Annotated in this window: 24 protein-coding genes; 15 read left to right on the top strand and 9 right to left on the bottom strand. The window is 40.6% G+C overall.

Going from position 1 to position 24,322, the window contains the following annotated elements; genetic code table 11:
• Positions 1-5 precede the first annotated feature (5 nt).
• From JWR61_RS25830 to JWR61_RS25815, 4 genes are read left to right on the top strand one after another with little or no spacing between them, the layout of a single operon-like run.
• On the top strand, positions 6-1,379 hold the full coding sequence (locus JWR61_RS25830) for an aldehyde dehydrogenase (RefSeq protein WP_301930551.1): 1,374 nt from the start codon (positions 6-8) through the stop codon (positions 1,377-1,379).
• Entirely contained in the window at positions 1,364-1,984 is a 621-nt protein-coding gene (locus JWR61_RS25825; RefSeq protein ID WP_301930550.1) for a glutathione peroxidase, read from the top strand. Before JWR61_RS25830 ends, JWR61_RS25825 begins: the two co-directional genes overlap by 16 nt.
• A gap of 37 nt (positions 1,985-2,021) precedes the next feature.
• Positions 2,022-2,540 carry a hypothetical protein gene (locus JWR61_RS25820; protein ID WP_301930549.1) on the top strand — a complete coding sequence of 173 codons (519 nt, stop codon included), beginning with the start codon at positions 2,022-2,024 and terminating at the stop codon, positions 2,538-2,540.
• A gap of 7 nt (positions 2,541-2,547) precedes the next feature.
• Positions 2,548-3,255, top strand: a complete 708-nt coding sequence (locus JWR61_RS25815; protein WP_301930548.1) for a DNA alkylation repair protein — start codon at positions 2,548-2,550, stop codon at positions 3,253-3,255.
• Here JWR61_RS25815 and dusB read toward each other — a convergent pair whose 3' ends face one another.
• On the bottom strand, positions 3,256-4,293 hold the full coding sequence (gene dusB / locus JWR61_RS25810) for a tRNA dihydrouridine synthase DusB (protein WP_301930547.1): 1,038 nt from the start codon (positions 4,291-4,293) through the stop codon (positions 3,256-3,258).
• A 130-nt stretch (positions 4,294-4,423) separates the two neighbouring features.
• Between dusB and JWR61_RS25805 the strand changes: the two genes are divergently transcribed.
• From JWR61_RS25805 to JWR61_RS25790, 4 genes are all read left to right on the top strand, one after another.
• Positions 4,424-5,437, top strand: a complete 1,014-nt coding sequence (locus JWR61_RS25805; RefSeq protein WP_301930546.1) for a CPBP family intramembrane glutamic endopeptidase — start codon at positions 4,424-4,426, stop codon at positions 5,435-5,437.
• Between the two features lie 3 nt (positions 5,438-5,440).
• On the top strand, positions 5,441-6,145 hold the full coding sequence (locus tag JWR61_RS25800; RefSeq protein ID WP_301930545.1) for a phosphatidate cytidylyltransferase: 705 nt from the start codon (positions 5,441-5,443) through the stop codon (positions 6,143-6,145).
• A gap of 107 nt (positions 6,146-6,252) precedes the next feature.
• Positions 6,253-6,918: a phosphatidylserine decarboxylase family protein gene (locus tag JWR61_RS25795; RefSeq protein ID WP_301930544.1), complete on the top strand. Its 666-nt coding sequence runs from the start codon at positions 6,253-6,255 to the stop codon at positions 6,916-6,918.
• Positions 6,919-6,987: 69 nt separating this feature from the next.
• Entirely contained in the window at positions 6,988-7,137 is a 150-nt protein-coding gene (locus JWR61_RS25790; RefSeq protein ID WP_301930543.1) for a hypothetical protein, read from the top strand.
• A gap of 68 nt (positions 7,138-7,205) precedes the next feature.
• Here the strand turns inward: JWR61_RS25790 and JWR61_RS25785 are convergent, their stop codons facing one another.
• The 5 genes from JWR61_RS25785 to JWR61_RS25765 form a co-directional block, all read right to left on the bottom strand.
• Positions 7,206-7,979 (bottom strand): DUF4290 domain-containing protein, encoded by a 774-nt coding sequence (locus JWR61_RS25785; protein ID WP_301930542.1) that lies wholly within the window; start codon positions 7,977-7,979, stop codon positions 7,206-7,208.
• 225 nt (positions 7,980-8,204) lie between these two features.
• Positions 8,205-8,636 carry a VanZ family protein gene (locus JWR61_RS25780; RefSeq protein WP_301930652.1) on the bottom strand — a complete coding sequence of 144 codons (432 nt, stop codon included), beginning with the start codon at positions 8,634-8,636 and terminating at the stop codon, positions 8,205-8,207.
• 19 nt (positions 8,637-8,655) lie between these two features.
• Positions 8,656-9,033 (bottom strand): glycine cleavage system protein GcvH, encoded by a 378-nt coding sequence (gene gcvH, locus JWR61_RS25775; RefSeq protein ID WP_290339841.1) that lies wholly within the window; start codon positions 9,031-9,033, stop codon positions 8,656-8,658.
• A 157-nt stretch (positions 9,034-9,190) separates the two neighbouring features.
• Positions 9,191-9,949, bottom strand: coding sequence for a peptidylprolyl isomerase (locus tag JWR61_RS25770; RefSeq protein ID WP_301930541.1), 759 nt, complete (start codon positions 9,947-9,949; stop codon positions 9,191-9,193).
• Positions 9,950-9,951: 2 nt separating this feature from the next.
• Entirely contained in the window at positions 9,952-10,308 is a 357-nt protein-coding gene (locus JWR61_RS25765) for a hypothetical protein (RefSeq protein WP_290339843.1), read from the bottom strand.
• Between the two features lie 199 nt (positions 10,309-10,507).
• Here JWR61_RS25765 and serS point away from each other — a divergent pair, with 199 nt between their 5' ends.
• Complete coding sequence (gene serS, locus JWR61_RS25760; protein ID WP_301930540.1) at positions 10,508-11,779, top strand: serine--tRNA ligase; 1,272 nt, start codon at positions 10,508-10,510, stop codon at positions 11,777-11,779.
• 68 nt (positions 11,780-11,847) lie between these two features.
• Here serS and JWR61_RS25755 read toward each other — a convergent pair whose 3' ends face one another.
• From JWR61_RS25755 to JWR61_RS25745, 3 genes are all read right to left on the bottom strand, one after another.
• Positions 11,848-12,840, bottom strand: a complete 993-nt coding sequence (locus tag JWR61_RS25755; RefSeq protein WP_301930539.1) for a zinc metalloprotease — start codon at positions 12,838-12,840, stop codon at positions 11,848-11,850.
• Positions 12,841-12,966: 126 nt separating this feature from the next.
• A complete protein-coding gene (locus JWR61_RS25750; RefSeq protein WP_301930538.1) occupies positions 12,967-15,018 on the bottom strand; it encodes an OPT family oligopeptide transporter in 2,052 nt (683 codons plus the stop codon).
• A gap of 18 nt (positions 15,019-15,036) precedes the next feature.
• A complete protein-coding gene (locus JWR61_RS25745) occupies positions 15,037-16,605 on the bottom strand; it encodes a peptide MFS transporter (RefSeq protein ID WP_301930537.1) in 1,569 nt (522 codons plus the stop codon).
• A 193-nt stretch (positions 16,606-16,798) separates the two neighbouring features.
• Between JWR61_RS25745 and purD the strand changes: the two genes are divergently transcribed.
• From purD to rodA, 6 genes are all read left to right on the top strand, one after another.
• A complete protein-coding gene (gene purD, locus JWR61_RS25740; RefSeq protein WP_301930536.1) occupies positions 16,799-18,079 on the top strand; it encodes a phosphoribosylamine--glycine ligase in 1,281 nt (426 codons plus the stop codon).
• Positions 18,080-18,325: 246 nt separating this feature from the next.
• A complete protein-coding gene (locus JWR61_RS25735) occupies positions 18,326-19,351 on the top strand; it encodes a rod shape-determining protein (protein WP_290339851.1) in 1,026 nt (341 codons plus the stop codon).
• A gap of 129 nt (positions 19,352-19,480) precedes the next feature.
• A complete protein-coding gene (mreC, locus tag JWR61_RS25730; protein WP_301930535.1) occupies positions 19,481-20,344 on the top strand; it encodes a rod shape-determining protein MreC in 864 nt (287 codons plus the stop codon).
• A gap of 17 nt (positions 20,345-20,361) precedes the next feature.
• On the top strand, positions 20,362-20,895 hold the full coding sequence (locus JWR61_RS25725; protein ID WP_301930534.1) for a rod shape-determining protein MreD: 534 nt from the start codon (positions 20,362-20,364) through the stop codon (positions 20,893-20,895).
• A 102-nt stretch (positions 20,896-20,997) separates the two neighbouring features.
• Positions 20,998-23,142, top strand: coding sequence for a penicillin-binding protein 2 (locus tag JWR61_RS25720; RefSeq protein ID WP_301930533.1), 2,145 nt, complete (start codon positions 20,998-21,000; stop codon positions 23,140-23,142).
• Between the two features lie 6 nt (positions 23,143-23,148).
• Positions 23,149-24,322, top strand: a 1,174-nt coding sequence (rodA, locus tag JWR61_RS25715) for a rod shape-determining protein RodA (RefSeq protein WP_301930532.1), incomplete at its 3' end; no start/stop codon positions are given.

Here is a 24,322-nt window from a genome sequence, read left to right as displayed (position 1 = left end):
TCAGCATGCCAGTAATAAATGATCTTTTAAAGATGCGTCAATATTTTGAAACCGGCGCTACAAAATCATTTGCATTCAGAAAAGAACAACTTACGAGGTTAAAACAAACCATCTTAAAATACGAACAATCAATTCAGGAAGCACTTTACAAAGACCTTAAAAAAAGTCCCGAAGAAACCTGGGTAACAGAAACAGGCTTTTTGTTATCAGAAATTAGCTACGCTATAAATCATCTAAATAAATGGATGAAACGGGAATCAGTAGGTACCAATCTATTAAATATTCCATCAAAAAGTTTTATTGTAAAAGAGCCATTGGGTACGGTGTTAATAATTGGCCCCTGGAATTATCCGCTGCAACTATTGTTTACTCCGCTAACGGGGGCCATTGCTGCTGGTAATTGTGTTGTTTTAAAGGCATCTGAATTTGCCCCGGCAACTGCGGCATTGATGAAGCAGATCATTGCTGAAACTTTTGACCCGCAGTATGTTTTATTTACAGAAGGGGATGGCGCCACCGTAATTCCGGAGATGATGAACAACTTTGTATTTGACCATGTTTTTTATACAGGCAGTACTGCAGTTGGTAAAATTATTTACCAGATGGCCGCCAAAAATTTAGTGCCGGTTACCCTTGAACTGGGCGGTAAAAGCCCCTGCGTAGTAGAGGCTGATGCTGATATAACGGTTACGGCTAAACGCATTGCAATGGCTAAGTTTTCCAACGCAGGGCAGATGTGTGTTACGCCGGATTATGTACTGGTACATGCTTCGAAAAAGGAAGCATTGATAGCAGCGCTAAAAAAAGCGCTGACTCAGTTTATGGGGCAGGATGCGAAAGATAGTTATGATTATGGGCGGATCATCAATGAAAAACAATTCGACCGGATTGTGACTTACCTGGCGCAGGGGAATTTGCTGGCCGGTGGTAAAACAGACAGGTCCGCCCTATACATTGAACCTTCTTTAATAGATCAGGTTTCAATGGATATGCCCATTATGAAGGAAGAAATATTCGGACCTGTGTTGCCGGTTATAAGTTTTACAACCATGCAGGAAGCCAGGGATATAATTGCAAAAAATCCCAACCCCCTTGCATTTTACATATTTACTTGCAGCAGTGAAAAAGAGAAGGAATGGATTAATGCCATTCCTTTTGGTGGAGGCTGTATTAACAATGCGGCCTTGCATTTAACCAACCACCAGCTGCCTTTTGGCGGGCGGGGAACAAGCGGTACAGGCAATTATCATGGCAAATTTTCTTTTGATACATTCAGTCACAGGAAGGGGATTTTAAAAACACCCACCTGGTTTGATCCTAAAATGAAATACCCATCTTATAAAGGCAAACTAAATATATTCAAATGGCTGATGAAGTAATTCCCGGTACCAATAAAAAAAGTATGACTATTAAACAACAGTTACTAAAAGTGTTCTACCCTGCATTGATGAAATTAAGCGGCCTTAAAAAGGATCGCATAAAAATCAATCGCACAAAAACGCAGCCTGTAGTTTCTATCTACACGTTGAATGTGCTAAAAAGCAATAACGAGTTGCTTTTGCTGAATGATTTAAAAGGAAAAAAAATTCTGCTGGTGAATACTGCATCCGATTGTGGATATACTCAGCAATACGAAGCGTTGGAAGCGCTCTATGAAAAATTTAAAGATAAAGTCGTGATACTGGCTTTTCCAGCGAATGATTTTAAACAACAGGAAACCGGTACTGATGAAGAGATTGCATCCTTCTGCAAAATAAATTACGGCGTAAGTTTTCCTTTGATGAAAAAGAGCCAGGTCATTAAAGGTCCTCATCAAAACCAGGTTTTTAACTGGCTAAGCGATGCAAATAAAAATGGCTGGAATAATCTGGCTCCTGTTTGGAATTTTTCAAAATACCTGGTGGATGAACAGGGCGTGCTAACTCATTATTTTGATCCTTCCATATCGCCGCTTGGCGCAGAGATGCTGGCAGCCATTGGATAAATCCTTTTATTGTATATCTTACCCATCAAATAAATCTATGTTTACAAAGGCGGATATTGAAAAATATTTTGACGCAGAAAAATCCGAAAGTCTGCTGTTTATAATCATTGGTATAACGGCTATACTACTGGCATTGATTTTTTTCTTTTATCTTAAAACCAATTGGCATAAAGGGTTTGCAATCCCTTTTTTAGTCGTGGGGCTGATGCATTTAACCATTGGCTTTACAGTGTATAAAAGATGTGATGCTGACCGTAAAAGAAATGTATACGCTTATGATATGAATCCAGGCGACTTAAAAATCAATGAAATCCCCCGCATGCAAAAGGTGAATGCAAATTTTGTTATTTACCGCTTTACAGAAATTGCGCTGTTGCTTGCAGGAGCCGGCATTTTTTTTTACTTTCGGAACTATACAGAAAAATCTTTTTGGGCAGGACTTGGAATGGCGCTGGCCATTGAAGCCGCCATCAGTTTAGGAGCAGATTTTATTGCTGAAAAAAGAGCATATCAATATACAACGGGTCTTCAAACTTATCTTGATCAACTTAAGTAGTTATCCAATGACAAAAGATGAAGTGATGAAAACGCTGGCAACCCTTGGCAGCGAACAAACCAAAAAAACATTTATACGCCATGGTGCAAAGGAGCCTGTCTTTGGCGTAAAGGTGGGTGATATGAAACCAATTCAGAAAAAAATTAAAAAGAATTATTCACTCGCTGTAGACCTGTTTGCTACCGGAAATGCCGATGCCCAATACTTTGCAGGACTGATTGCAGATGAATCAAAAAAGACAAAAAAAGATTTTGCTGCCTGGGTTAAAAACGCCAATTATTCTATGATCAGCGAATATACGGTTGCGTGGATTGCTGCTGAAAGTAAGCATGCCTGGGAGCTAGCGTTGGAATGGATTGAATCACCCACTGAAAAGATAACAGCTTCGGGCTGGGCAACGTTCGCCAATTTTGTTGCTATACAACCTGACGATTTACTTGATATTAAAAAGCTGGAAGAGCTATTAAAAACAGTCACAAAAAAGATTCATACATCAGCCAACAGGGTAAAGCATACTATGAATCAATTCGTGATTGCGACAGGATCTTATGTTGTTCCGCTTGGCAATAAAGCAAAAGAAGCCGCAAAAGAAATTGGGTTGGTTACAGTAAATATGGGTGATACAGCCTGTAAGGAACCTGATGCCATCACATACATCAACAAGGCAATCAGCATGGGCAAACCGGGCAATAAAAAGAAAGAAGCACGGTGCTAACTACAGCGGACATTTTTCGTGGTAATTGATTAATTCTATCGGCGTTTTTTCAAACTGGTAGCCGGCGTACTTTATAACAATTTCATCCAGCACAGCATCAATTTCTTCGACTGTTTTCAGCGTTACCAGCTGGTAACGGTAGTCTTTTATACCGGGAAGTCCTTTTAAATAGTTGGCGTAATGCCGGCGCATTTCGAATATACCAACCAAAGGGCCTTTCCATTCAAACGATTTATGCAAATGCTTTTTACATACTTCCACCCTGTCTTCAATAGTGGGTGATGGTAAAGTTTCACCTGTTTTAAGAAAATGTTTTATCTCATCAAATATCCATGGATAACCAATTGCTGCACGGCCAATCATAATACCATCCACGCCAAATTTATCTTTGTACTCCAATGCCTTTTGCGGACTGTCAATATCACCATTGCCGAATATCGGGATCTTAATCCGCGGATTATTTTTCACTTTTCCAATCAGTTCCCAGTCGGCGCTGCCCTTATACATTTGTGAACGGGTACGGCCGTGTATGGCCAGCGCCTGTATACCCACGTCCTGCAGGCGTTCCGCAACTTCTTCAATATTCCGGTGTTCATCATCCCAGCCAAGCCGTGTTTTAACCGTAACCGGCAGTGAAGTGGATTTTACCACAGCCGCAGTCAGGCGAACCATCAGGTCCACATCTTTTAAAACACCTGCTCCGGCGCCTTTCATTGCCACTTTCTTTACAGGACAACCAAAATTGATATCCAGCAGATCGGGGTTGGTTACGTCTACTATTTTTGCAGCCATCGCCAAACTTTCTTCGTCGCCACCAAAAATTTGAATGCCTACCGGTTTTTCGTAATCAAAAATATCCAGCTTTTGCCGGCTCTTGATCGCATCCCTGATCAATCCTTCCGAAGAGATAAATTCGGTATACATTAAGTCTGCACCCTTGTCTTTGCAAACGGCCCTGAATGGCGGGTCGCTTACATCTTCCATAGGCGCAAGCAATAAAGGAAATTCCGGAAGTTGTATGTTACCGATAGAAGGCATAAATATTAATTGCTGTTGATGTTGCAGATTACCGGGATACTGTTTAAAATGATTTATAAAGTAACGGAAGTAATAAACTGCAAACTGTAAACTTTTAGGCTGTAAATTTACGCACTTATAAGCATTTACTATGGCGCATTTTGCTACCAAACGTTATAATTACTGGGGCCAGCTGGGTATTTTAGCCGTTTTCTGCGGGGTGGGGCTCATTTTTGGCGGCTTTATCAGTTTGATTCCATTGATTGGTAAAATCCACCTGAAAGATCTTTCAGGTGGATCTTCTGCAGCAATTATGGATAAAATACTGGTACCTGAAAATGCGACTGCATTGAGATGGATGCAATTTATCAGCACTTTATTTTTGTTTTTTTTACCGCCTTTTTTTTACGCTTTGTTATGTCACAGGAAGCCATGGCTGCACCTGGGATTTACACATAAGGTAGATGTAAAGCAGGCAGGAGTTGTAATACTGGTTATGTTTGCAAGCCTGCCAATTGTTGGCGCCTTGCAGGAACTGACTGAACTAATACCCTGGTCAAAGGCAACGCTGCAGCAGTTTAAAGAAGCAGAAGATGCTTACAATAAACAGGTGGCCGTTATCGCAAGGATGGATAATTTTTTGGATTACCTGGTGTCTGTAGTAATGATCGCTTTTTTACCGGCTGTTTTTGAAGAAACAATGTTCAGGGGAGGTTTGCAAAATTTATTGTCCCGCTGGTTTAAAAAGCCCATTTTAGCCATCATAGTTACGTCCATTATTTTTAGTGCAATACACGGATCGTACCTGGGGTTTTTAAGCAGGTTCGCCCTGGGCTTTGTGCTCGGCTGGGTGTATTACCGCACCGGCAATATCTGGTTAAACATCATCGGGCATTTTTTTAATAATGCTTTTGCAATTACGATGCTGTTCATTTCAACCAAGCCAGGAGCAAAAACGGACCCTTCAAAAATAGATGATCATTTTCCATTGTGGTTTGGTGTGGTAGGTATTGCATTGGTGTACTGGTTGTTTAAATATTTTGAAAAAATAAGCAAAAATGATATTGACCGGCCGGGAGAAGAAGTGCTGATACCCGGTTATATTGATACCAATAATCCTTTTTTAGCCAATTCAGAAAATATTGGCGACACTCATCAATCCTGATCAATGGCAATAAATGTTGAAGTTTTAAAAACCCGTGCGCTAACGGCGGTAGTTTTTGTAGCGGTTATGCTAACCGGTTTGCTATGGAATCAATGGAGTTTTATCGCTTTGTTTACTATCATTCATTTTGGCTGCTGGTACGAATTTGTAAAGCTGATGAAGAAGATATATGGTGAACAATATTTGAAATATTGTTTGTTGGGTTTAATCTATATAACCTTGCCCATTTTAATGCTAATGGATCTAATGAATATATGGAATGATGTGGAGGGATTTAAAGGAAATGCTGATTTTGGAAATATAATACCAATAGCCATTATTTTTTCCATCTGGATAAATGATACCATGGCTTACCTCGTGGGTTCTTTGATTGGCAAAACTCCGTTTTCAAAAATATCTCCCAAAAAAACCTGGGAAGGAACCGGCGGCGGTGCGATATTATGTGTGCTGGTGATTGGATTTTTATTTCCATTGGTGGCTGATAAATATTTCTATCCTTCGGTGCCAAAACAAACCTGGTTTATCATTGCAGGCATTTGCGCAGTATTCGGCACAATGGGCGACTTGCTCGAAAGTAAAATAAAACGCATGGCCGATGTAAAAGACAGCGGCTCCATTATGCCCGGACATGGCGGCTTTTTAGACCGTTTTGATTCCTTGCTGATAGCCGTTCCTTTTGTGTGGGTGTATGTAAAATTATTTGTTTGAATTCACTGAATATTCAGACAGAGCATATTAGTCTTTCATAAAACTTCTTATCCAAAAGTAAAATTTTGTGTTTCTGCAACGTACATTTGCCGTCTCAATTCTAACGCATGACGATTCACAGGGAAGGCTATAAATCGATTGCCATCGGAACACTTATTTTCGGGGCCATTAATTTAATCTACTTTTATTTTTTCAGCGCCAGCAATGCCTGGCTGGGGTATATTATTTTTTTTGCTACGCTTTTCCTGTTGCTTTTCCTGATCTCTTTTTTTCGTATTCCCAACCGTAAATTGACCATCAATGAAAATGCCATCATAGCACCGGCTGACGGCAAAGTAGTGGTTATAGAAGAAACAGTTGACCCTGAATATTTTAAAGATAAACGCCTGCAGGTATCTATTTTTATGAGCCCGGCAAACGTGCATGTTAACCGAAACCCGCTTAGCGGCACGGTAGTGTACAATCAATATCACAATGGTAAATACCTGGTGGCCTGGCATCCTAAATCTTCCACTGATAATGAGCGGCACTCTGTTGTGTTGAGAAAAGGCAATACAGAAATTTTGGTAAAACAAATTGCAGGTGCCCTGGCAAAACGAATTGTAAATTACCTGCAGGTAGGCCAAAAGGTAAGCCAGGCGCAGGAATTTGGCTTTATTAAATTTGGAAGCCGGGTAGATTTGCTGTTGCCCATAGGGACAAAAATAAATGTAGAACTCAACCAGGTGGTACAAGGTGGTGTAACCGTAATTGCTACTTTACAAAGCGATTAAACCTTAACATTACGCGTTTGGTTAAAAATAATATTCTTGTTACATTTACGTTGAAGTAAAAAATAAAATATGAAAAAAGTATTCTTGTTAGCAACCGCATTTATTATGATATCAGGTGTAACATTTGCCGACAATGGCAAAAAGAAAAAATGCACCAAGTCCTGCTGTTCAAAATCAGGCAAAAGCTGCGGTAAAACAAAAATGACTGCTGCAAACTAATTGGTAATTGATCAACACAAAAAAAACCGCCTCATTTGAAGCGGTTTTTTTATGCAATATGAAAGCGTTTAAAACCGCTTTTTAAAGTTCCTGTTATTATTTCTGTTGTCTCCGCCTCCCGGCCTGTTACTGTTTCCGCCGCCGGTTCTGTTATCACGCCCAGCATTGCTGCCCCTGTTATCTCTGCCTGCGTTGGTGTTATTGTTTCTTCCTGTAAAGTTCTTGCGATAACCGCCTGTGCTTGTACCGGTGCTTCTGTAATCATCACGGTCTGGCCTGTTGTCGGTACGATGTTTTACAAATGGCCGGTTATTAAACTCAAGCTGACCACCTGTAATACTCTGCAACTCGGACTGAATATTATCATCATGCACCAGTTCCTTATGCCAGTTGCTGTAAGTAAGCTTCATGTAATAAGCAATGGCGTTGGCAAATCCCTGGCGTTTTTCAGGATTTTCTTCTTTTAAAGCTTTGTTGATAACCACTTCAATATTTTTTCCCAGATGATTAAACTTGGGATATCTTTTAGGATATTTTAATGGTTCCGGCCTTGCCTTTAATGTTTCCCTGGTTGGGATTGGATAAGGGCTTTCTACATCCAGTTTAAAGTCGCTGATTAAAAACAAATGGTCCCATAATTTATGACGGAAATCCTCCACATTTTTCAAATGCGGATTCAAAAATCCCATCAGCTCAATCAGGCTCATTGCATTGCGCTGCCGCTTCTCTTTATCCTCAATGGTCAATAAATAATCGACCATTTTTTGTATATGGCGGCCATACTCCCTCATCGTTAAATAACTACGTGTGGTATTGTATTCCATATTCTCTACGTTCATCATATAGGCAAATGTACTAAAAACTGCCGCAAGCAGCAATTAATGAATGTTTTTTGTATCATAAAAATTAAATCCGGAAAAATGAATTATTGTCCGGGCAGAGGGAAGCATTCCTGATCAATTGTTGCGTCGCACACTTGTACTTTTTTAGCTATTGGGAACGAAGCCTGCGTAGTTAACGTGTGTTTACAATTAAGATAGTTCCGTAAAAACTGTAAATAAGCCGGGTTACTTCTTTAAAAAAACAATCCTGCTAAAGATAAATGCACCCAGGGCGCCCGTGCTGTCAGCCAGCCAGTCCATTAAATCGTAGCTTCTGCCTTCGGCCCAATATTTTTGCATTAGCTCAGTGCAATAGCCCACGGCGCTCGTAAGCAAAGCAATAACGATAAAATAAATGATCCTATTTTTTCGGGGAGTATCCGTTTTATAAAATGGCCAGCAGAACAAAACAGCCAGCAAACCGAAAATGCCCACATGCACAAATTTGTCAAAATCTATTTCAAATAAAAATTCTGACTCAGGCAATTGTTTTCCGGGTATCATCACCAGGCCTAATACCACGCCCAGCCAAACAATACCCGGAATAAATTTTTTGAAAGCTACTTTATTTACTGCCTGCATCGGTAAGGAGTTACTGATTTCTGAAAAGAAATAAATGAAAAATTCGGGTTATAAATTAACCCACCAAGGCAGTATAATTTTCCGCAGTCAGCAAAGCTTCCACATCGGCGGTGTTATCAACAGTCATTTTTATCATCCAGCCATCACCATAAGGATCACTGTTAACCAGTTCCGGTGCTGCTTCCAGCTTGGGATTGATTTCAGTGATTGTTCCAGCAACAGGCAAAAAAAGATCGCTCACGGTTTTCACGGCTTCCACGGTACCAAAAACTTCTTCGGCGGCCAATGCCTTTCCCTTTGTAGCAATATCTACGTACACAATATCACCCAGTTCGCCCTGTGCAAAATCTGTAATACCAATGGTGGCAATATTATTTTCTAACGAAATCCACTCATGGTCTTTTGTGTAGCGGAGATTTGAAGGAACATTCATGATGTATATTTTAGGTGTTGAAATTGATACTTGAAATTGATACTTGATACTTGATACTTGATACTTGATACTTGATACTTGATACTTGATACTTGATACTTGATACTTGATACTTGATACTTGATACTTGATACCTTTTTCAGGTCTGCAAATTAAATCATTTTCCATCTTCTTTTATCACTTCCATTTTCATGCTGATATTGGTAAGCGGGCGGTTATTACCATCCTTTGGCGATTGTGCAATTTCATCTACTACTTCTATCCCGCTTTCCACTTCTCCAAAAACTGTGTAGTTCATGTCTAAATTGGGCGTACCACCATTCATTGAGTAGGTCATTCGTTTAGCAGGTGAAAAATAAATGCCTTTCTGCATTTCAATTACGTCCAGTTCACTGTTGCTATATTTTCTTCCCTGTACAATATAGAACTGGCAACCACTACTTGCTTTTTGGGGGTTATTATCCCTGGCTGCCGCCAATGCGCCTTTTTTATGATACAGCGTAGAATCAAATTCAGCCGGTATGGTGTATCCCGCACCGCCGTTGCCAAGCAATATGCCCGGCGCCGCATTTTTACTTGTCGGGTCGCCGCCCTGTATCATAAAACCAGCAATAATACGGTGAAAAAGCAGGCTGTCGTAAAAATGGCTGTTCACCAGTTTTACAAAATTATCCCGGTGTAAGGGTGTTTTATCCGACAGTTTAACTATAATCTCACCCACGCTGGTGGTTATTTTAATTCTTACAGGCATCGCAATTTTTACACTGTCGGTTATAGTTTTTTTTGCAACGGCAGCAACTGTTTTTGTTGTACGAACAGGGAGTTTTTTAACCGGTTTCTTTTTGTTCTGCGCATAAGACAAACAAACAGCGGCACATAATACCATCATCAAACTTAGCCTTAAAAATAACTTCATTATTAATCTTCTTTTTTATAAATCTGTTCAAAGTAAAGTAAAACATGGTCCTTTAAAAAATTCTCCTGTTCAAAAACATTGAATTCAGGCAATGGCTTTAATTGTTTAAAATGCGGCCAGCCTTCGTCATCCAATCCTTCCATCACATAATAACCACTCTGCGACAAAACTGTGCAAACGGCAATGTGCATCAGGTCTTGCTTTTGTTCTTTGGTGTATACCTGTTTGCCTGTGCCAAGTTCCTGCACGCCAATCAAAAAAAGTATGCCGTCCATATCCGGCTTAATGGCAAATTTTTCTTTTAAAAAAATACGGAGCTTTAACCACCTTACCTGTAAATCCTCTTTTGCGTGTTCCATCCGGCAAATATAAATTTAAAAATGCGATTGGTGATGAACCCAGGATAACACTGTTAAGCTGATTTACACCGGTAAACATTATCCGAACAAATCAATTGAAGACAAATTTGTAAAATCTTATTATAACCAGTCACTAAAAATCTCTACTTATCCACTTAATCGGTATCACCAGTGTTCTATCTTTGGCAAAAATTTAAACATGTTACAGATTGGATTTATACGTCAGAACGCAGCATTGGTGAAAGAACGGCTTAGCGTTAAACATTTTGGCGATGTATTGCTGGTAGATAAAGTGATAGCACTGGATGAACAGGTCCGCAAACTGAAGGTTGAATCTGAAACATTACAGGCAGAAATGAATGCGGCCAGCAAAGCCATTGGCCTGTTGATGGGCAAAGGTGAAAAGGAGCAGGCCGAACAGAAAAAGCAGGAAGTAATCCAGCATAAATCTACGCTGCAGCAACTCAGCGAATCGTTGAGCCAAGCCGAAAAACAATTACAGGAGACGATTATATTATTTCCTAACCTGCCGCACGTATCCGTACCACTTGGCAAAACGCCGGAAGAAAATGAAATCGTACGGGAAGGCGGTTCAAAACCTTCGCTGCCGGCAAATGCAGTACCGCACTGGGAACTGATAAAAAAATACGACCTGGTTGATTTTGAAACAGGCGCTAAAATAACCGGCAGCGGTTTTCCCTTGTACAAAGGAAAGGGAGCTAAACTGCAACGTGCCCTGATACAATATTTCTTAGACTACAATACTACTGCAGGATATACAGAATATTTGCCTCCGCTCATGGTAAATGAAGCCAGTGCATATGGTACAGGTCAGTTGCCTGACAAAGAAGGACAAATGTACCACGCTACGGCCGACGGGTTTTACCTGATACCAACCGCTGAAGTACCGGTAACAAATATTTACCGTGATGAAATAGTAAAGGAGGCAGATGTGCCGGTAAAAATGACGGCTTATACACCTTGCTTTAGAAGAGAGGCAGGCAGTTTCGGCAGCGACGTACGTGGCCTCAACCGGGTACATCAGTTCGATAAGGTAGAGATCATCCAACTGGTAAACCCGGATAAAAGCTACGAGGTACTGGAAGAAATGGTACAGCACGTGGAAACATTATTGAACCATTTACAGTTGCCTTATCGCATACTGCGTTTATGCGGCGGCGATATGAGTTTTACCAGTGCACTCACCTACGATTTTGAGGTATTCAGCGCTGCCCAGCAAAAATGGCTGGAAGTAAGTTCTGTAAGTAATTTTGAAAGTTTTCAAACCAACAGGATGAAGATAAGATACAAAAATGCCGAAGGTAAAACTCAATTGCTGCATTCTTTAAACGGCTCTTCCCTGGCGCTGCCAAGAATTGTGGCTTGCCTGCTGGAAAACAATCAAACCGATGCTGGCATTGAATTGCCACCTGTACTGCATGCATATTATGGCAATGCCATAATTCGGTAAGACGAAATGTAAATCATAAAAAAGGAGCTTGCCATTAGCAAACTCCTTTTTTATGACAGTAAGATTTATCAAAGTACTCTAAAGCCGGCCCTTGGTCCTCCAGTTGCAAATACAGCCTGCATCCTGGTTTTTTGTCCTGCAGAAAACATGTACATACAGGCATCATCAGTATAATCCATATAGTTCATAGTCATTTCAACAGGTGTGCCTGTACAGGTACTGTAATGTGGATACGCAGGGCAACCAAAATTGGCTGCATTGTGGGTCGGCGTATCATTTACTAAATCGCTGCCGCAATTGGCATCGCCCCAAATATGGCGCAAATTCATCCAGTGCCCTACTTCGTGGGTAGCCGTTCTTCCCTTATCATAAGGTGCAGTAACAGTGCCGGTATTGCCAAAAGCATTGTTGTCTATTACAACGCCATCGGTTGCTGTGCTGCCACCAGGAAATTGCGCATAACCTAAAATACCGCCGCTGAGGTTGCAGCTCCATAAATTTAATTCAGTGGTTGGGTTGGTAGGATCAATACCGCCACGTTTGCTTTTTTTCATTGCATCATCCGTTCTCCAGCTTGCTTTCGTAGTTGCTTTACGAATGATTTTATCCAATACAAAACTTACTCCCACATTGCCAGAAAGTACACTTTGAAATAATGTCGGTGTATTACCATAATCCGAATTCATCGCTTTAAAATCTGCATTCAAAACAGTAATCTGGGAGTTAATTTGCGCATCAGAAATATTTTCAGCCGCAGAGCTATACAATACATTTACTACCACGGGAATTTCAATGGTTCCATCTGCAAGCAACCTGGCCGCATCAGGGCTGGCCATTATTCTGCTGGTAAAGTTTTCAATGTCATCCATACGTTTGCGCAATCCCGGATCTGCTGCAAGGTTTGCTTGCAAAACTTCCATTGAACCACAGGTACGCCCCTGTAATGGTGATGCAATTGCCACAGCTTCGCCATTAATGGCTGCAGGCTTTTGATTATCGACTTTAGTACAGGATGCAAAAAACATAACGCCTGATAAGAGGTAAAAGCTAATTTTTTTCATGATTAAAGTTTGGTTAAAAAAGTTCCAGGTAAATATATTAATTAAGATTATAAATTATGCTTTTGCACGTCGTTAGATATCAACATTTGTGCGCTTGCATAAGGCTTGTGAAGATCGTGTCAGTCACTACTCCATCTCAATTTCACTTTTTTTCATCGCAGTTTTATACAACATCCAGCCCATCAAGCCAAACAAAAAAGCACCCAGCAGGTAATAACCATTTTCATTGAATGTTTTTATCAGCCAGCCCTGCAGACTTATTTTGTCCATACCGGCAGCAATGGCTTCGTTCACGCCTAAAAAAGCAAAAATTACGCCCATTAAAGATCCCCCTGCAACCAAACCTGTGGCAAACAAATTGCCTGTTTGCAAATCTTCTTCACCTTCTTTTAAAGTGTTTTTTTGTTTTTCTTTTACTTTATCAACCATACCCCGAATGGCACCACCAATAAATATCGGCAACGTAGTTGACAAAGGAAGATAAACACCGATCGCAAAATTCAACGACTTAACACCGCACAATTCCATCACCAATGCCAATGCTGCTCCGACCAATACAAAATTCCAATCAAGGTTGAAAGACAATATGCCTTTAACCAATGTAGCCATCAGCGTGGCTTGCGGCGCATTGTATTTGCTTCCGATGGCATGGGTAATGCCTTGTGCAGCCATTGCAGTACTTGGTGTATCGAGTACTTTTATGGTGATGCCAATTACAATAGATGAAACGATAGCACCTATAAAAAGAGCCAGTTGCTGGTATTTGGGTGTGGAGCCTACGAGATAACCTGTTTTTAAATCCTGCGAGGTGGCGCCAGCGTTTGCGGCTGCAATACAAACCATTCCACCAACAATAAGAGCCATTGGTTCGTAAGATTGTCCGCTCCATCCTACAGCTATAAAAATTAAGCAGGTAATCATCACTGTTGCTATTGTCATTCCGGAAATTGGATTGTTAGATGATCCTATTAAACCAACAATGCGGGAAGACACGGTTACAAAAAAAGCGCCGAATACAATTACCAGTACGCCAACCAATGCCTTATTAAAAATATTATTGCCGGGAATAATTGGCAGTACAGCCATTAAAACAACCAGGGCGATGCTACCGAACAAAACGACTTTTACATTCAAATCTTTGTCAGTTCTGTTTACAACGCCGGTAGTTTTATTTTTTGCAGACGCAATGCTTTCTTTAAAAGAAGAAATAATGGTGGGTATAGTTTTTATTAGTGTAATCATGCCTCCGGCAGCTACAGCGCCGGCACCTATTTGCCGTATATATGCCCGATAAATGGCATCTGCTTTATCTGCAAAGGTGTTTGTAACCGGATCCCAATTGCCATAGTGTTTGGTTGCATGAGTAAGATCGATCATGAACCCCAATTTTATCTGCTGTAAGGCAATTACCTGGTCGGGAATTAATGAAGATAACAGGGGAATAAATACCAGCCAGCTTAATACCCCTCCGGCCACTAAAATGCCTGCGATTCTAAAACCAATGATATAACCCACACCGAGGTATTCAGGAGTAATATCTGCAGCTACATTTGCTGATGGGAAAATTTTATTGGTAGCCTTTGTTGCAAATGAAGCCGTTTCAGCAACTACTTTTAATGCTCTTTGCAGCAGGGCATAAACAAATGCAACGCCTAAGCCATAAAAAGCTGTTCTGGCAACCGCACCGCCCTTTTCCCCGGCTTTTAAAACCGCCGCACATGCGGTTCCTTCGGGATAAGGCAGCGTGTCATGTTCTTTTACAATTAATGAGCGGCGAAGCGGTATCATCATTAACGTTCCAAGCAGACCGCCCAGAATGGCCAGCACCAGGATAATGACATAATCGAAGTACTGAGCAGAATCTTTTGCCGATAAAAATAAAAACCCCGGCAGCGTAAACACAACGCCGGATGCGATACTTTCGCCGGCTGAGCCAGTTGTTTGAATGATATTGTTCTCCAGAATAGTTGTTTTGAACAAGCGCTTGCCAAGTGTTATCGCCAGCACTGCTATTGGGATGGAAGCAGATACGGTTAGTCCTGCATTCAATGCCAGGTACACATTGGCAGCACCAAATAAAATTCCGAAAATGCTGCCCATTACCAACGCCTTTACAGTAAACTCTTTCATGTTGGTATCGGCACTCACAAAAGGTTTAAATACTTTTTGATCGCTCATGATAAAACTTTTTTAAGATTACTCTTCAATCAAGGACATCATTTTCTTTAGGCGGTTAGATAACAAAAGAAGAATGATGCCCGCTATTCCGGCCATTACAACAAACAACATAAAAAACTCATAAAGATTTGAAATCTGGTATCCAAGAAAAGAAGTTGTTTTTCCTTCTGAGGGATAGAGTGAACTTAAAACACCAGCCAGTTTATTACCACCTGCATTCCCCAAAAACCATACTGCCATCAACAGTGAAGCAAAACGAAGCGGCGACAATTTATTGAACAATGAAAGACCGATCGGTGAGAGACACAACTCGCCTAACGTGTGTAACAGGTACATGCCTGTAAGCCAAATCATACTCACCTGTACATTGGCTTGCACATCTTTTACGCCATAAGCGATCCATAAATAACCGGAAGCAAGTAAAATAAGACCTAAGCCCATTTTAGCAGGAGTAGAGGGTTGTTTTTTTCCCATTTTCAGCCAGATCCACGCTAAAATGGGCGCTAATATAATGATGAAAGCAGAGTTAAAAGACTGAAAGTAGCTGGAAGGCATTGAGTAGCCAGGCCATAAATTGAGATTGGTTTGCCGATCTGCAAAAAATACCAATGAAGCACCGGTTTGCTCGTAAGCACCCCAAAAGAAAACAACAAAGACTGCTATAATTACCATTACCCATATCCGCTGCTTTTCATGAGCCGTAAGATTCTTATCAGAAAAAATGAGGATAATAATAAATAGAAAACTAGCCGAAAGAAGATAGAAAAGATAGCTCCACTTTGTATCAAGATACATGGCGCCAATCATAACTGCAGCAAATAGCAAAGTACCTATTGCAATAAAAGCTGGGTTAAGCCAGGTAGCTGATGGTTTTTTAGCCAACTTGTGATCAACATGTGTTAAAGGGTCTTCAACCACCTTTGTAGTTCCCGGGGTTAATCCAAGAATATTTCCATCCGGAGATTTTACATATTTATCATGAAACAATTTTTGGATCAGCAGGCTCAATAACATTGCTACACATCCAACCAAAAAAGCCCATCTAAAATCTGCCGGATTGCCGGTCTGTCCCACCAGTCCGCAAATGAGTGGTCCTACCATTCCTCCAACATTAATGCCCATGTAAAAAATAGTATATGCAGCATCTTTACGATTATCACCTTCCAGGTAAAGCTGTCCAACCAGCGAAGAAATATTTGGTTTAAAAAAGCCATTACCAGCAATCATAAAGCCCAATCCGGAATAAAAAAGAACCTGCGACAAGCCCGGTGAAGAAGCATAAACAGACCCGCAAAAAAATAAAATCAACTCACCTATTGCCATCACTAGCCCACCAACCAAAATGGATCTTTTATTACCCCAGAAACGATCGGCAATATACCCACCCAATAAAGGAGATAGATAAATAAAACCGATATAACTACCATAAAGGTTGGATGAAAAATGATCATCAAAAAGTAAAGCCTTGGTCATAAACAGTACAAGCATTGCCCTCATACCATAGAAGTTGAAGCGCTCCCACATTTCTGTTGCAAACAGTACATACAATCCTTTTGGGTGGCCTGTGGTTTTTACCTGTTCAGTCATATATTTTTTTTGCTGGTGAACATTGATTTTTATCGCTCAAAGTAGCTAATTTCTTTTAAGTAAGACAAGCCGTGCAATTATTTCTCTAAAAATAAAATTCGCAGTACCATGGCGATTAAAAAAATTATGGTTTACAGTGGTGGCTGCTTTAAATTCGCAGCCCATAGATTTCACCAACATTTAAATTAATTACATGAATATATTATTAGTGGGCGGTGGGGGAAGAGAGCATACATTGGCCTGGAAAATAAACAAAAGTTCGCTTTGTGATAAGTTATTTATTGCTCCCGGCAATGCAGGTACGCCACAGTTTGGAACAAATGTGCCAATTGCCGTAACTGATTTTGAAGCACAGGCCGCTTTTTGCCTTGCCAATAACGTAGCGATGGTGATAGTAGGACCGGAAGAGCCATTGGTAAAAGGCATTTACGATTATTTTAAAAACCGCACTGATACCGCACATATTGAAGTGATTGGCCCTTCAAAAGAAGCTGCACAGCTTGAAGGCAGTAAGGCATTTGCAAAGGCATTTATGCAGCGGCATCATATTCCAACGGCTGCATACAAGGAATTTGATTCCACTTCATATGAGGAAGGTATTGCTTATATCCGCAATCATCCCTTACCAATTGTTTTAAAGGCAGATGGGCTTGCAGCCGGAAAAGGGGTACTTATTTGCAATAACCACATCGAGGCCCTGGCAGAATTTCAGTTAATGATACAGCAGTCAAAATTTGGCGAAGCTGGTAAAAGGGTGGTAATAGAACAATTTCTGGATGGTATTGAACTAAGCGTTTTTGTACTGACTGATGGTATAAATTTCGTTGTACTGCCTGAGGCCAAAGACTATAAAAAAATTGGCGTTGGGGATACCGGTCCTAATACCGGTGGTATGGGTGCTGTAAGTCCGGTGCCATTTGCTGATGCTGCTTACATGAAGACTGTTACCGAAAAAATTATCAGGCCTACCATTGAAGGTTTGCAAAAAGAAGCACTCGATTATAAAGGATTTGTTTTTATTGGCCTGATTAATGTAAAGGGAGAACCTTTCGTGATAGAATACAACTGCCGCCTGGGAGATCCGGAAACTGAAGTAATTATTCCGCGGATTGAAAATGACCTGATAGCAGTTTTATCCGCTACCGCACAACAACGGTTAAACGAGATCGAAATCATTACCAGTAAACAAAGTGCGGTAACAGTGATGGCGGTTAGCGGGGGATATCCCAATGATCATGAAACAGGCAAAGTGATAAATGGTCTTGATGATACAAGGCTCGATAACACAATGATATTTCATGCCGGAACCAGGCTGAATGGTGATCAGGTAGTAACCAGCGGTGGAAGAGTTTTAGCCGTAACTTCCTTTGGAAACAATCTTGTTGAGGCTGCAGAGCAATCGAATTATATGCTGGAGCAGATACATTTTGATGGCATGTATTTCAGGGAAGATATTGGATTTGAATTCAGGTAATCTGTACCGTATCTATTATCATTCTTGTAATAAAACTATCAGGTAAAGTAACCCGGGCGGAGAGGTTTATAACAACAACTAAAAAAATTAGCAGGACACTTTGCAGGCACGGTTTTCATCCTTTGGTGATTAGTTAAAACCATTCTGTAAATTGTTTGAAAATAAAGTATTTGTCATTGTTAATTCAAATAAATTAGTTCAACTTTGCGTTCATTATCTCACATTCTTTTTTCTCTAAAATAATTTATGGGTCTTTTTAATTTTTTCACACAGGAAATTGCCATGGATTTGGGCACTGCAAATACCCTGATAATCTTTAACGATGAAGTTGTTGTAAACGAGCCTTCCATTGTTGCCCTAGACAGAAACAATCCTAAAAATATTTTAGCGGTGGGTAAAAAGGCATTGATGATGCATGAAAAAACCCATGAAAGTATACGGACGGTACGACCGTTAAAAGATGGTGTAATTGCCGATTTTAATGCTGCGGAATTAATGATACGGGAAATGATTAAAATGATCTATCCCAAGAAACCACTGTTTGCGCCCAGCTGGCGCATGATGATTTGTATACCCAGCAGTATTACTGAAGTTGAAAAGCGTGCGGTGCGTGATAGTGCTGAACAAGCCGGGGCCAAAGAAGTTTATCTTTTGCACGAACCAATGGCGGCTGCGTTGGGTATTGGCATAGATGTGGAAGAACCTGTTGGAAATATGATCATTGACATTGGCGGTGGTACTACCGGTATTACTGTAATTGCATTGGCGGGTATAGTGTGTGATCAAAGCATTCGTATTGCTGGTGATGAATTTACAGCTGATATTATGGAAGCGCTCCGCCGTTACCATAGCCTGCTGATTGGCGAACGTACTGCAGAACAGATTAAGATACAGGTGGGTGCAGCAATGAAAGATCTCGAAAATCCACCGGATGACATCCCTGTAAACGGACGTGATTTGGTAACAGGTATTCCAAAGCAGGTGATGGTAAGCTTTCAGGAAGTGGCTGAAGCGTTAGATAAAAGTATTTTTAAAATAGAAGAGGCTATACTAAAGGCATTGGAAACAACACCTCCGGAACTGGCTGCCGATATTTACCGTCGTGGCCTTTATCTTACAGGTGGCGGCGCTTTACTGCGTGGGCTGGATAAACGCATTGCCGCGAAAATAAAATTACCGGTACACGTCGCAGACGATCCGCTGAAAAGTGTGGTAAGAGGCACAGGCATCGCACTAAAAAATTATGATAAATATCCTTTTGTAATGCGATAGCCACGGCACAGCTTTTTGCCTGAATTATCTTCTTTATTGTTCGTGCGTTAAGTTCTTTTGTTTTGAAAACTGTGCTACATATCATATACTCAAGTTGCTCTCCCTTTGAGAGATTTGGAGGACTGCTTCATGCGTAATATCTTTCTTTTCATTCGCAGGTATTTTAATTTCATTTTCTTCCTGTTGCTACAGGTGTTTTGCATTTATTTAATTGTTCATTATAACCGTTACCACAATGCGATAGCTTCTGTGTACGTAAATGAAGTAACAGGCCGGGTAAATGAACAATACAATAAAGTAGATTATTATCTGCAGTTAAAGAAAGCAAATCAGCAACTGGTAAAAGAAAATGAGCGGCTACGCAATACGGCTAAAGCAGATTTTGAAACACCGGATACCTCAGTAAAAGTCGTAACTGATTCAATTCCATATGACACACTTGGCAATCACCGTAAATGGGCTTACCAGGCGGCCAAGGTAGTATCAAATTCTGTTACGTCACAAAGTAATTTTATTGTTTTAGGACGGGGTGCCGCACAGCAACTAAAAAAAGACGAAGGCGTAATAGATACAAACAATGGCGTAGTGGGAATTGTAACGGATGTAAGTGACAATTTCGCCGTAGTTATGAGCATGCTGCATAAAGACAGCCGCATCAATGCGTTGCTAAAGAATGATCCGCAGGGAGGTGGTACCATAGTTTGGGATGGAAAGGAACCAAATTATCTGTCCATGATCAATGTAAGAAAGAGTGCAAAAGTAGCCAAAGGAGATACAGTGGTTACAAGCGGCATCACTACTACTTTTCCTTATGGATTAATGATTGGCACAGTGGAAGAGGTATTACCGGAAAAAAGTTCCAATAACTACATCATCAAAATAAAATCAACAGCCAATTTTTATAATCTTCAGCACGTATATGCTATTGATAATTATCAGCGGGAAGAGATTAATAAATTGGTGGAAAAAGCAAAATCTAAAATTAATAATTAATTGCAGCGGCGGCATCGATGAGTACTCTGGTTAAAAATATTCTACGTTTTATTTTACTGATACTGGTACAATTTTTTGTGCTGGACAGGGTGCATTTAAGTTACATGGTAACGCCCTATATCTACATTTTATTTATCTTCTGGATGCCCTTTAATTTCAGCCGCACCCTGCAAATGGTGCTGGCTTTTTTACTTGGTTTTGCATTGGACAGTTTCCGGCATAATCCCGGTTTTCACGCGTCAGCCTGTGTACTGATAGCCTATGTGCGGCCCTTTATAATAAATATTATGTTGCCGCATGAAGGCGCAGATACCAACTACGAAGAACCATCGCTGAAAAGCATGGGCGGTTTTATACCCTATATAGTATATGCCGGCGTACTAACCCTGCTGCATAATAGCTGGCTTTTTATGCTTGAAGCCCTGCAATTTGGGAATTTCTGGGAATTTATCGTAAAAACATTGTTTTCTACACTCATCAGCCTGCTACTTATTATAATCGCTGAATTGCTGTTTTCAAGAAAACAAAAATTCCGTACCAACACTATTTGAATTATAATGCTTCAGGTTTGTTTAAATGGCCCTACTATAGTTTAAATTTGGTTAAGTACGCCGGCATTTAAATTCAATTAAGAATAAATTAAACCATAAAAATTGTCTGTTTTTAACCAGTCCCGCCAGAACGTAATTCGCTTGACCTTTGCTGTTATGTTTGTGGTGATCATCGCAAGGCTTTTTTCCCTGCAGGTGATTTCATCCAAATACAAAATTATGGCCGATGACCAGGGAAAATTCCGCAAGGTAGTTTATCCTGACAGGGGAATAGTATACGATCGCCATAATAACGTACTGTTACAAAATACTACCATTTATGATTTAATGCTGGCACCTAATAAATTAAAAGGCGTTGACACTTTAGCCATGTGCAGAATATTGGATATAGATACAGCCCAGTTTAACAAAAGAGTTGTGGAGCTAATTATTAAAAATGGCAGAACCCGGCCATCTGTTTTTGAACCGCTGTTAAGCGATTCCAAGATGGCTATGCTCAATGAGGTGATGTACAAATTCGCCCCGGCTTTTTATTTGCAGGAACGGTCTGTAAGAAGTTATCCGTACGATGCCGCCGCCAATGTGCTGGGATATACGGCAGAAGTAGATACTAATTTTTTAAAAAAACATAAGGATGAAGGATATGTATCCGGCGATTATGCCGGTATGACGGGCATTGAACGCAGTTATGAAAAAGTATTGATGGGAGTAAGAGGCATTGAATATTGGAAAAGAGATAATAAAAACCGTCTGACGGAAAAATTAGAGAATGGAAAGTTTGACACAGCAGCAATTGCAGGCCAGAATATGCATACATCCATTGACATTGAATTGCAGGAACTGGGCGAAAAACTGATGCAAAATAAACTAGGTTCTATCGTAGCCCTCGACCCCAGAACCGGAGGTATATTGGCAATGGTAAGTGCTCCAACTTACAAGCCGAAATTTCTTTCAGGCAGTGAGAGGCGGAAGCATTTTTCGGAACTTTTTTTGAACCCGGCCCTTCCATTGTTAAACAGAACTGTGGGGGCAACCTATTCCCCGGGTTCAACTTTTAAAACGCTTCAGGCATTGATAGGTCTGCATGAAGGTGTTATCAATACCCATTTCAAAGTAGCCTGCTCCGGAGCCTTTTATGGTTGCGGAACAGGGAAGCCAAAATGCTTAGACAAAGGTGTTTTTGATCTGCGCGGGGCTATAACTGTGTCCGATAATACTTATTTCGCCACAGTTATGCAAAAAGTGATCAACAATCCCAAATACCCAACTATCGACAGCAGTCTTTCCAACTGGGACAGGTATATGTATGCCTTTGGTCTGGGACATAGATTGGGTGTAGATGTGCCCGCAGAAAAAAAGGGATTTATTCCAACGGCGGATTATTTCAACAGTCCAAAAAGATATGGAGAAGGAAGATGGAACTATTGCAATTTTGTTTCTGTGAGTATTGGGCAGGGCGAGGTAAATGTTACTCCCTTACAGGTTGCCAACGAGATGGCATACATTGCCAATAAAGGGTGGTATAAAACTCCTCATGTAGTTGATTCCATTGAAGGAGGTGACAAATTTAATATGTTGGCGACCTTTAAAGAAAAGCACAACGCCATTGATATTCCAGATAGTGTTTTCGAGGCAGTTCATGATGGAATGGAGGGGGTGGTTGAAAGAGGTACAGGTTTAGGCGCCAAAGTAGAAGGAATTAGCATTTGTGGTAAAACGGGTACAGTTGAAAATTATATTGGTTTGGTGAAACAACCTAACCATGCGTTCTTTTGTGGCTTTGCCCCAAGAGATAATCCCAAAATTGCTATAATGTGTGTTGTAGAAAACAGCGGAAAATTTGGGGGCACTTATGCAGCGCCAATTGTCGGGTTGATGATTGAAAAATATTTAAAAGACTCTATTACTGGCACAGCAAGGCTGGCACAAGTTGAACAGTTGTCCAACCTTAATTTGATACCTGCCCGCATTTATGCTGCTATAAAAACCCAGGACTCATTGCGGCATTTGAAAGATTCAGCTTACATGGTTGCAAAAGGCTATCTTAAAGGGATAAAAGATACCATGGAACTGGAGCAGGACGATGAATCAGATTTATTGGATAAAATCAAGAAAGATGCTGACAGTACCACAAAAAAAGAATTGCCTAAAAAAGACAGCAACAATAATTTCCCGGGAATGAATACAGATGCAGTTTTGCCCAACGAAAAAAGAAAGCCGGAGCCGAAAGACACCGTAAAAAATTAAAATGAAATGTATCAGAAAAGTCCGGAAATAGGAAAAGGAGTTGACTGGTTGTTGATATGGCTGTACGCCACGTTGGTGGCCATAGGTCTGTTGTGTATCTTTTCTGTAGAATACCGGAATGGAGACGGAGTATTGCAAAGTTTTTTAGGGTTTAAAAAAAACTATAGTAAGCAATTGTTTTATTTTGGTGCCTGTATAATACTCGCTTCTTTTATTTTGTTAACCGACAGTAAGTTATTTACCGCCACTGCCAATTTATCTTACCTGATAGGTATTGCATTGATATTGGCCACCTTTGTTGTAGGAAAGGAGATTAAAGGATCCAAAAGCTGGATACCATTGGGTTTTATGAATCTGCAGCCGGTTGAATTATGTAAAATATTTACGGCTTTGGCACTGGCAAAATTTCTGTCGATGACGGAAACTAATTTTACCAGGCCGGCGGCACAGCTGGTGGCTGCTGCAATTTCTTTTACGCCGGCAGCACTGTCAATACTGCAGGGAGAAACCGGATTGGCACTCGTATATTTTTCTTTTCTGATCCCTATGTACCGCGAAGGATTGCCGCCGGGATACCTGATAGTCGGCGCTGCGATGGCAGTATTGTTAGTAGCCTCGCTATTGTTAAGTACTAAAACATTGCTGATTGCTTTCAGCGCATTGGGCGTGCTGGCACTTTTTATAAATAAAAAACAAATAAGGCGTAACAATGGATTGTTGCTGATGATCATTGGCTGTTGGGCTTTTTGTATTTTGTTTGTAGGGGTTATTGTTCCATTTACATTTAAACATATATTTAAAAAATACCAGGCCGACCGTATATTTAGTATGGTGGGCGTTGATAACCCTTTTGCCGGTAAAAACACTGGAGAACTGGTTAATACAGCCGATGAAAAGGCAAAGCAAAAGAAGAATGATCAGCAGAATTACAATGTAAAGCAGTCAAAAATTGCTATTGGCTCAGGAGGTTTGGCAGGTAAAGGTTTTTTAAAAGGCACGCAAACACAGGGAGATTTTGTACCCGAGCAACATACAGATTTTATATTTACATCCGTTGGCGAAAATTTTGGTTTTTGGGGCAGCACTTTGCTGATGCTGATTTACCTGGGCTTAATATTACGCATTGTTACCATTGCAGAACGACAACGCAGCACTTTTAGCAGGGTTTATGCGTATAGTG

Source organism: Ferruginibacter sp. (assembly GCF_028288465.1).
Classification (GTDB): domain Bacteria; phylum Bacteroidota; class Bacteroidia; order Chitinophagales; family Chitinophagaceae; genus Ferruginibacter.
Note: the sequence above shows the minus strand (reverse complement) of the source record. Positions and strands in the feature narration are given on the sequence as shown.

What these genes read in the sequence shown, in the direction of transcription:
- JWR61_RS25830 (WP_301930551.1), top strand. Translation starts at nt 6, where the DNA reads ATGCCAGTAATAAATGATCTTTTAAAGATGCGTCAATATTTTGAAACC.
- JWR61_RS25825 (WP_301930550.1), top strand. Translation starts at nt 1,364, where the DNA reads ATGGCTGATGAAGTAATTCCCGGTACCAATAAAAAAAGTATGACTATT.
- JWR61_RS25820 (WP_301930549.1), top strand. Translation starts at nt 2,022, where the DNA reads ATGTTTACAAAGGCGGATATTGAAAAATATTTTGACGCAGAAAAATCC.
- JWR61_RS25815 (WP_301930548.1), top strand. Translation starts at nt 2,548, where the DNA reads ATGACAAAAGATGAAGTGATGAAAACGCTGGCAACCCTTGGCAGCGAA.
- dusB (WP_301930547.1), bottom strand. Translation starts at nt 4,293, where the DNA reads ATGCCTTCTATCGGTAACATACAACTTCCGGAATTTCCTTTATTGCTT.
- JWR61_RS25805 (WP_301930546.1), top strand. Translation starts at nt 4,424, where the DNA reads ATGGCGCATTTTGCTACCAAACGTTATAATTACTGGGGCCAGCTGGGT.
- JWR61_RS25800 (WP_301930545.1), top strand. Translation starts at nt 5,441, where the DNA reads ATGGCAATAAATGTTGAAGTTTTAAAAACCCGTGCGCTAACGGCGGTA.
- JWR61_RS25795 (WP_301930544.1), top strand. Translation starts at nt 6,253, where the DNA reads ATGACGATTCACAGGGAAGGCTATAAATCGATTGCCATCGGAACACTT.
- JWR61_RS25790 (WP_301930543.1), top strand. Translation starts at nt 6,988, where the DNA reads ATGAAAAAAGTATTCTTGTTAGCAACCGCATTTATTATGATATCAGGT.
- JWR61_RS25785 (WP_301930542.1), bottom strand. Translation starts at nt 7,979, where the DNA reads ATGATGAACGTAGAGAATATGGAATACAATACCACACGTAGTTATTTA.
- gcvH (WP_290339841.1), bottom strand. Translation starts at nt 9,033, where the DNA reads ATGAATGTTCCTTCAAATCTCCGCTACACAAAAGACCATGAGTGGATT.
- JWR61_RS25770 (WP_301930541.1), bottom strand. Translation starts at nt 9,949, where the DNA reads ATGAAGTTATTTTTAAGGCTAAGTTTGATGATGGTATTATGTGCCGCT.
- JWR61_RS25765 (WP_290339843.1), bottom strand. Translation starts at nt 10,308, where the DNA reads ATGGAACACGCAAAAGAGGATTTACAGGTAAGGTGGTTAAAGCTCCGT.
- serS (WP_301930540.1), top strand. Translation starts at nt 10,508, where the DNA reads ATGTTACAGATTGGATTTATACGTCAGAACGCAGCATTGGTGAAAGAA.
- JWR61_RS25755 (WP_301930539.1), bottom strand. Translation starts at nt 12,840, where the DNA reads ATGAAAAAAATTAGCTTTTACCTCTTATCAGGCGTTATGTTTTTTGCA.
- JWR61_RS25750 (WP_301930538.1), bottom strand. Translation starts at nt 15,018, where the DNA reads ATGAGCGATCAAAAAGTATTTAAACCTTTTGTGAGTGCCGATACCAAC.
- JWR61_RS25745 (WP_301930537.1), bottom strand. Translation starts at nt 16,605, where the DNA reads ATGACTGAACAGGTAAAAACCACAGGCCACCCAAAAGGATTGTATGTA.
- purD (WP_301930536.1), top strand. Translation starts at nt 16,799, where the DNA reads ATGAATATATTATTAGTGGGCGGTGGGGGAAGAGAGCATACATTGGCC.
- JWR61_RS25735 (WP_290339851.1), top strand. Translation starts at nt 18,326, where the DNA reads ATGGGTCTTTTTAATTTTTTCACACAGGAAATTGCCATGGATTTGGGC.
- mreC (WP_301930535.1), top strand. Translation starts at nt 19,481, where the DNA reads ATGCGTAATATCTTTCTTTTCATTCGCAGGTATTTTAATTTCATTTTC.
- JWR61_RS25725 (WP_301930534.1), top strand. Translation starts at nt 20,362, where the DNA reads ATGAGTACTCTGGTTAAAAATATTCTACGTTTTATTTTACTGATACTG.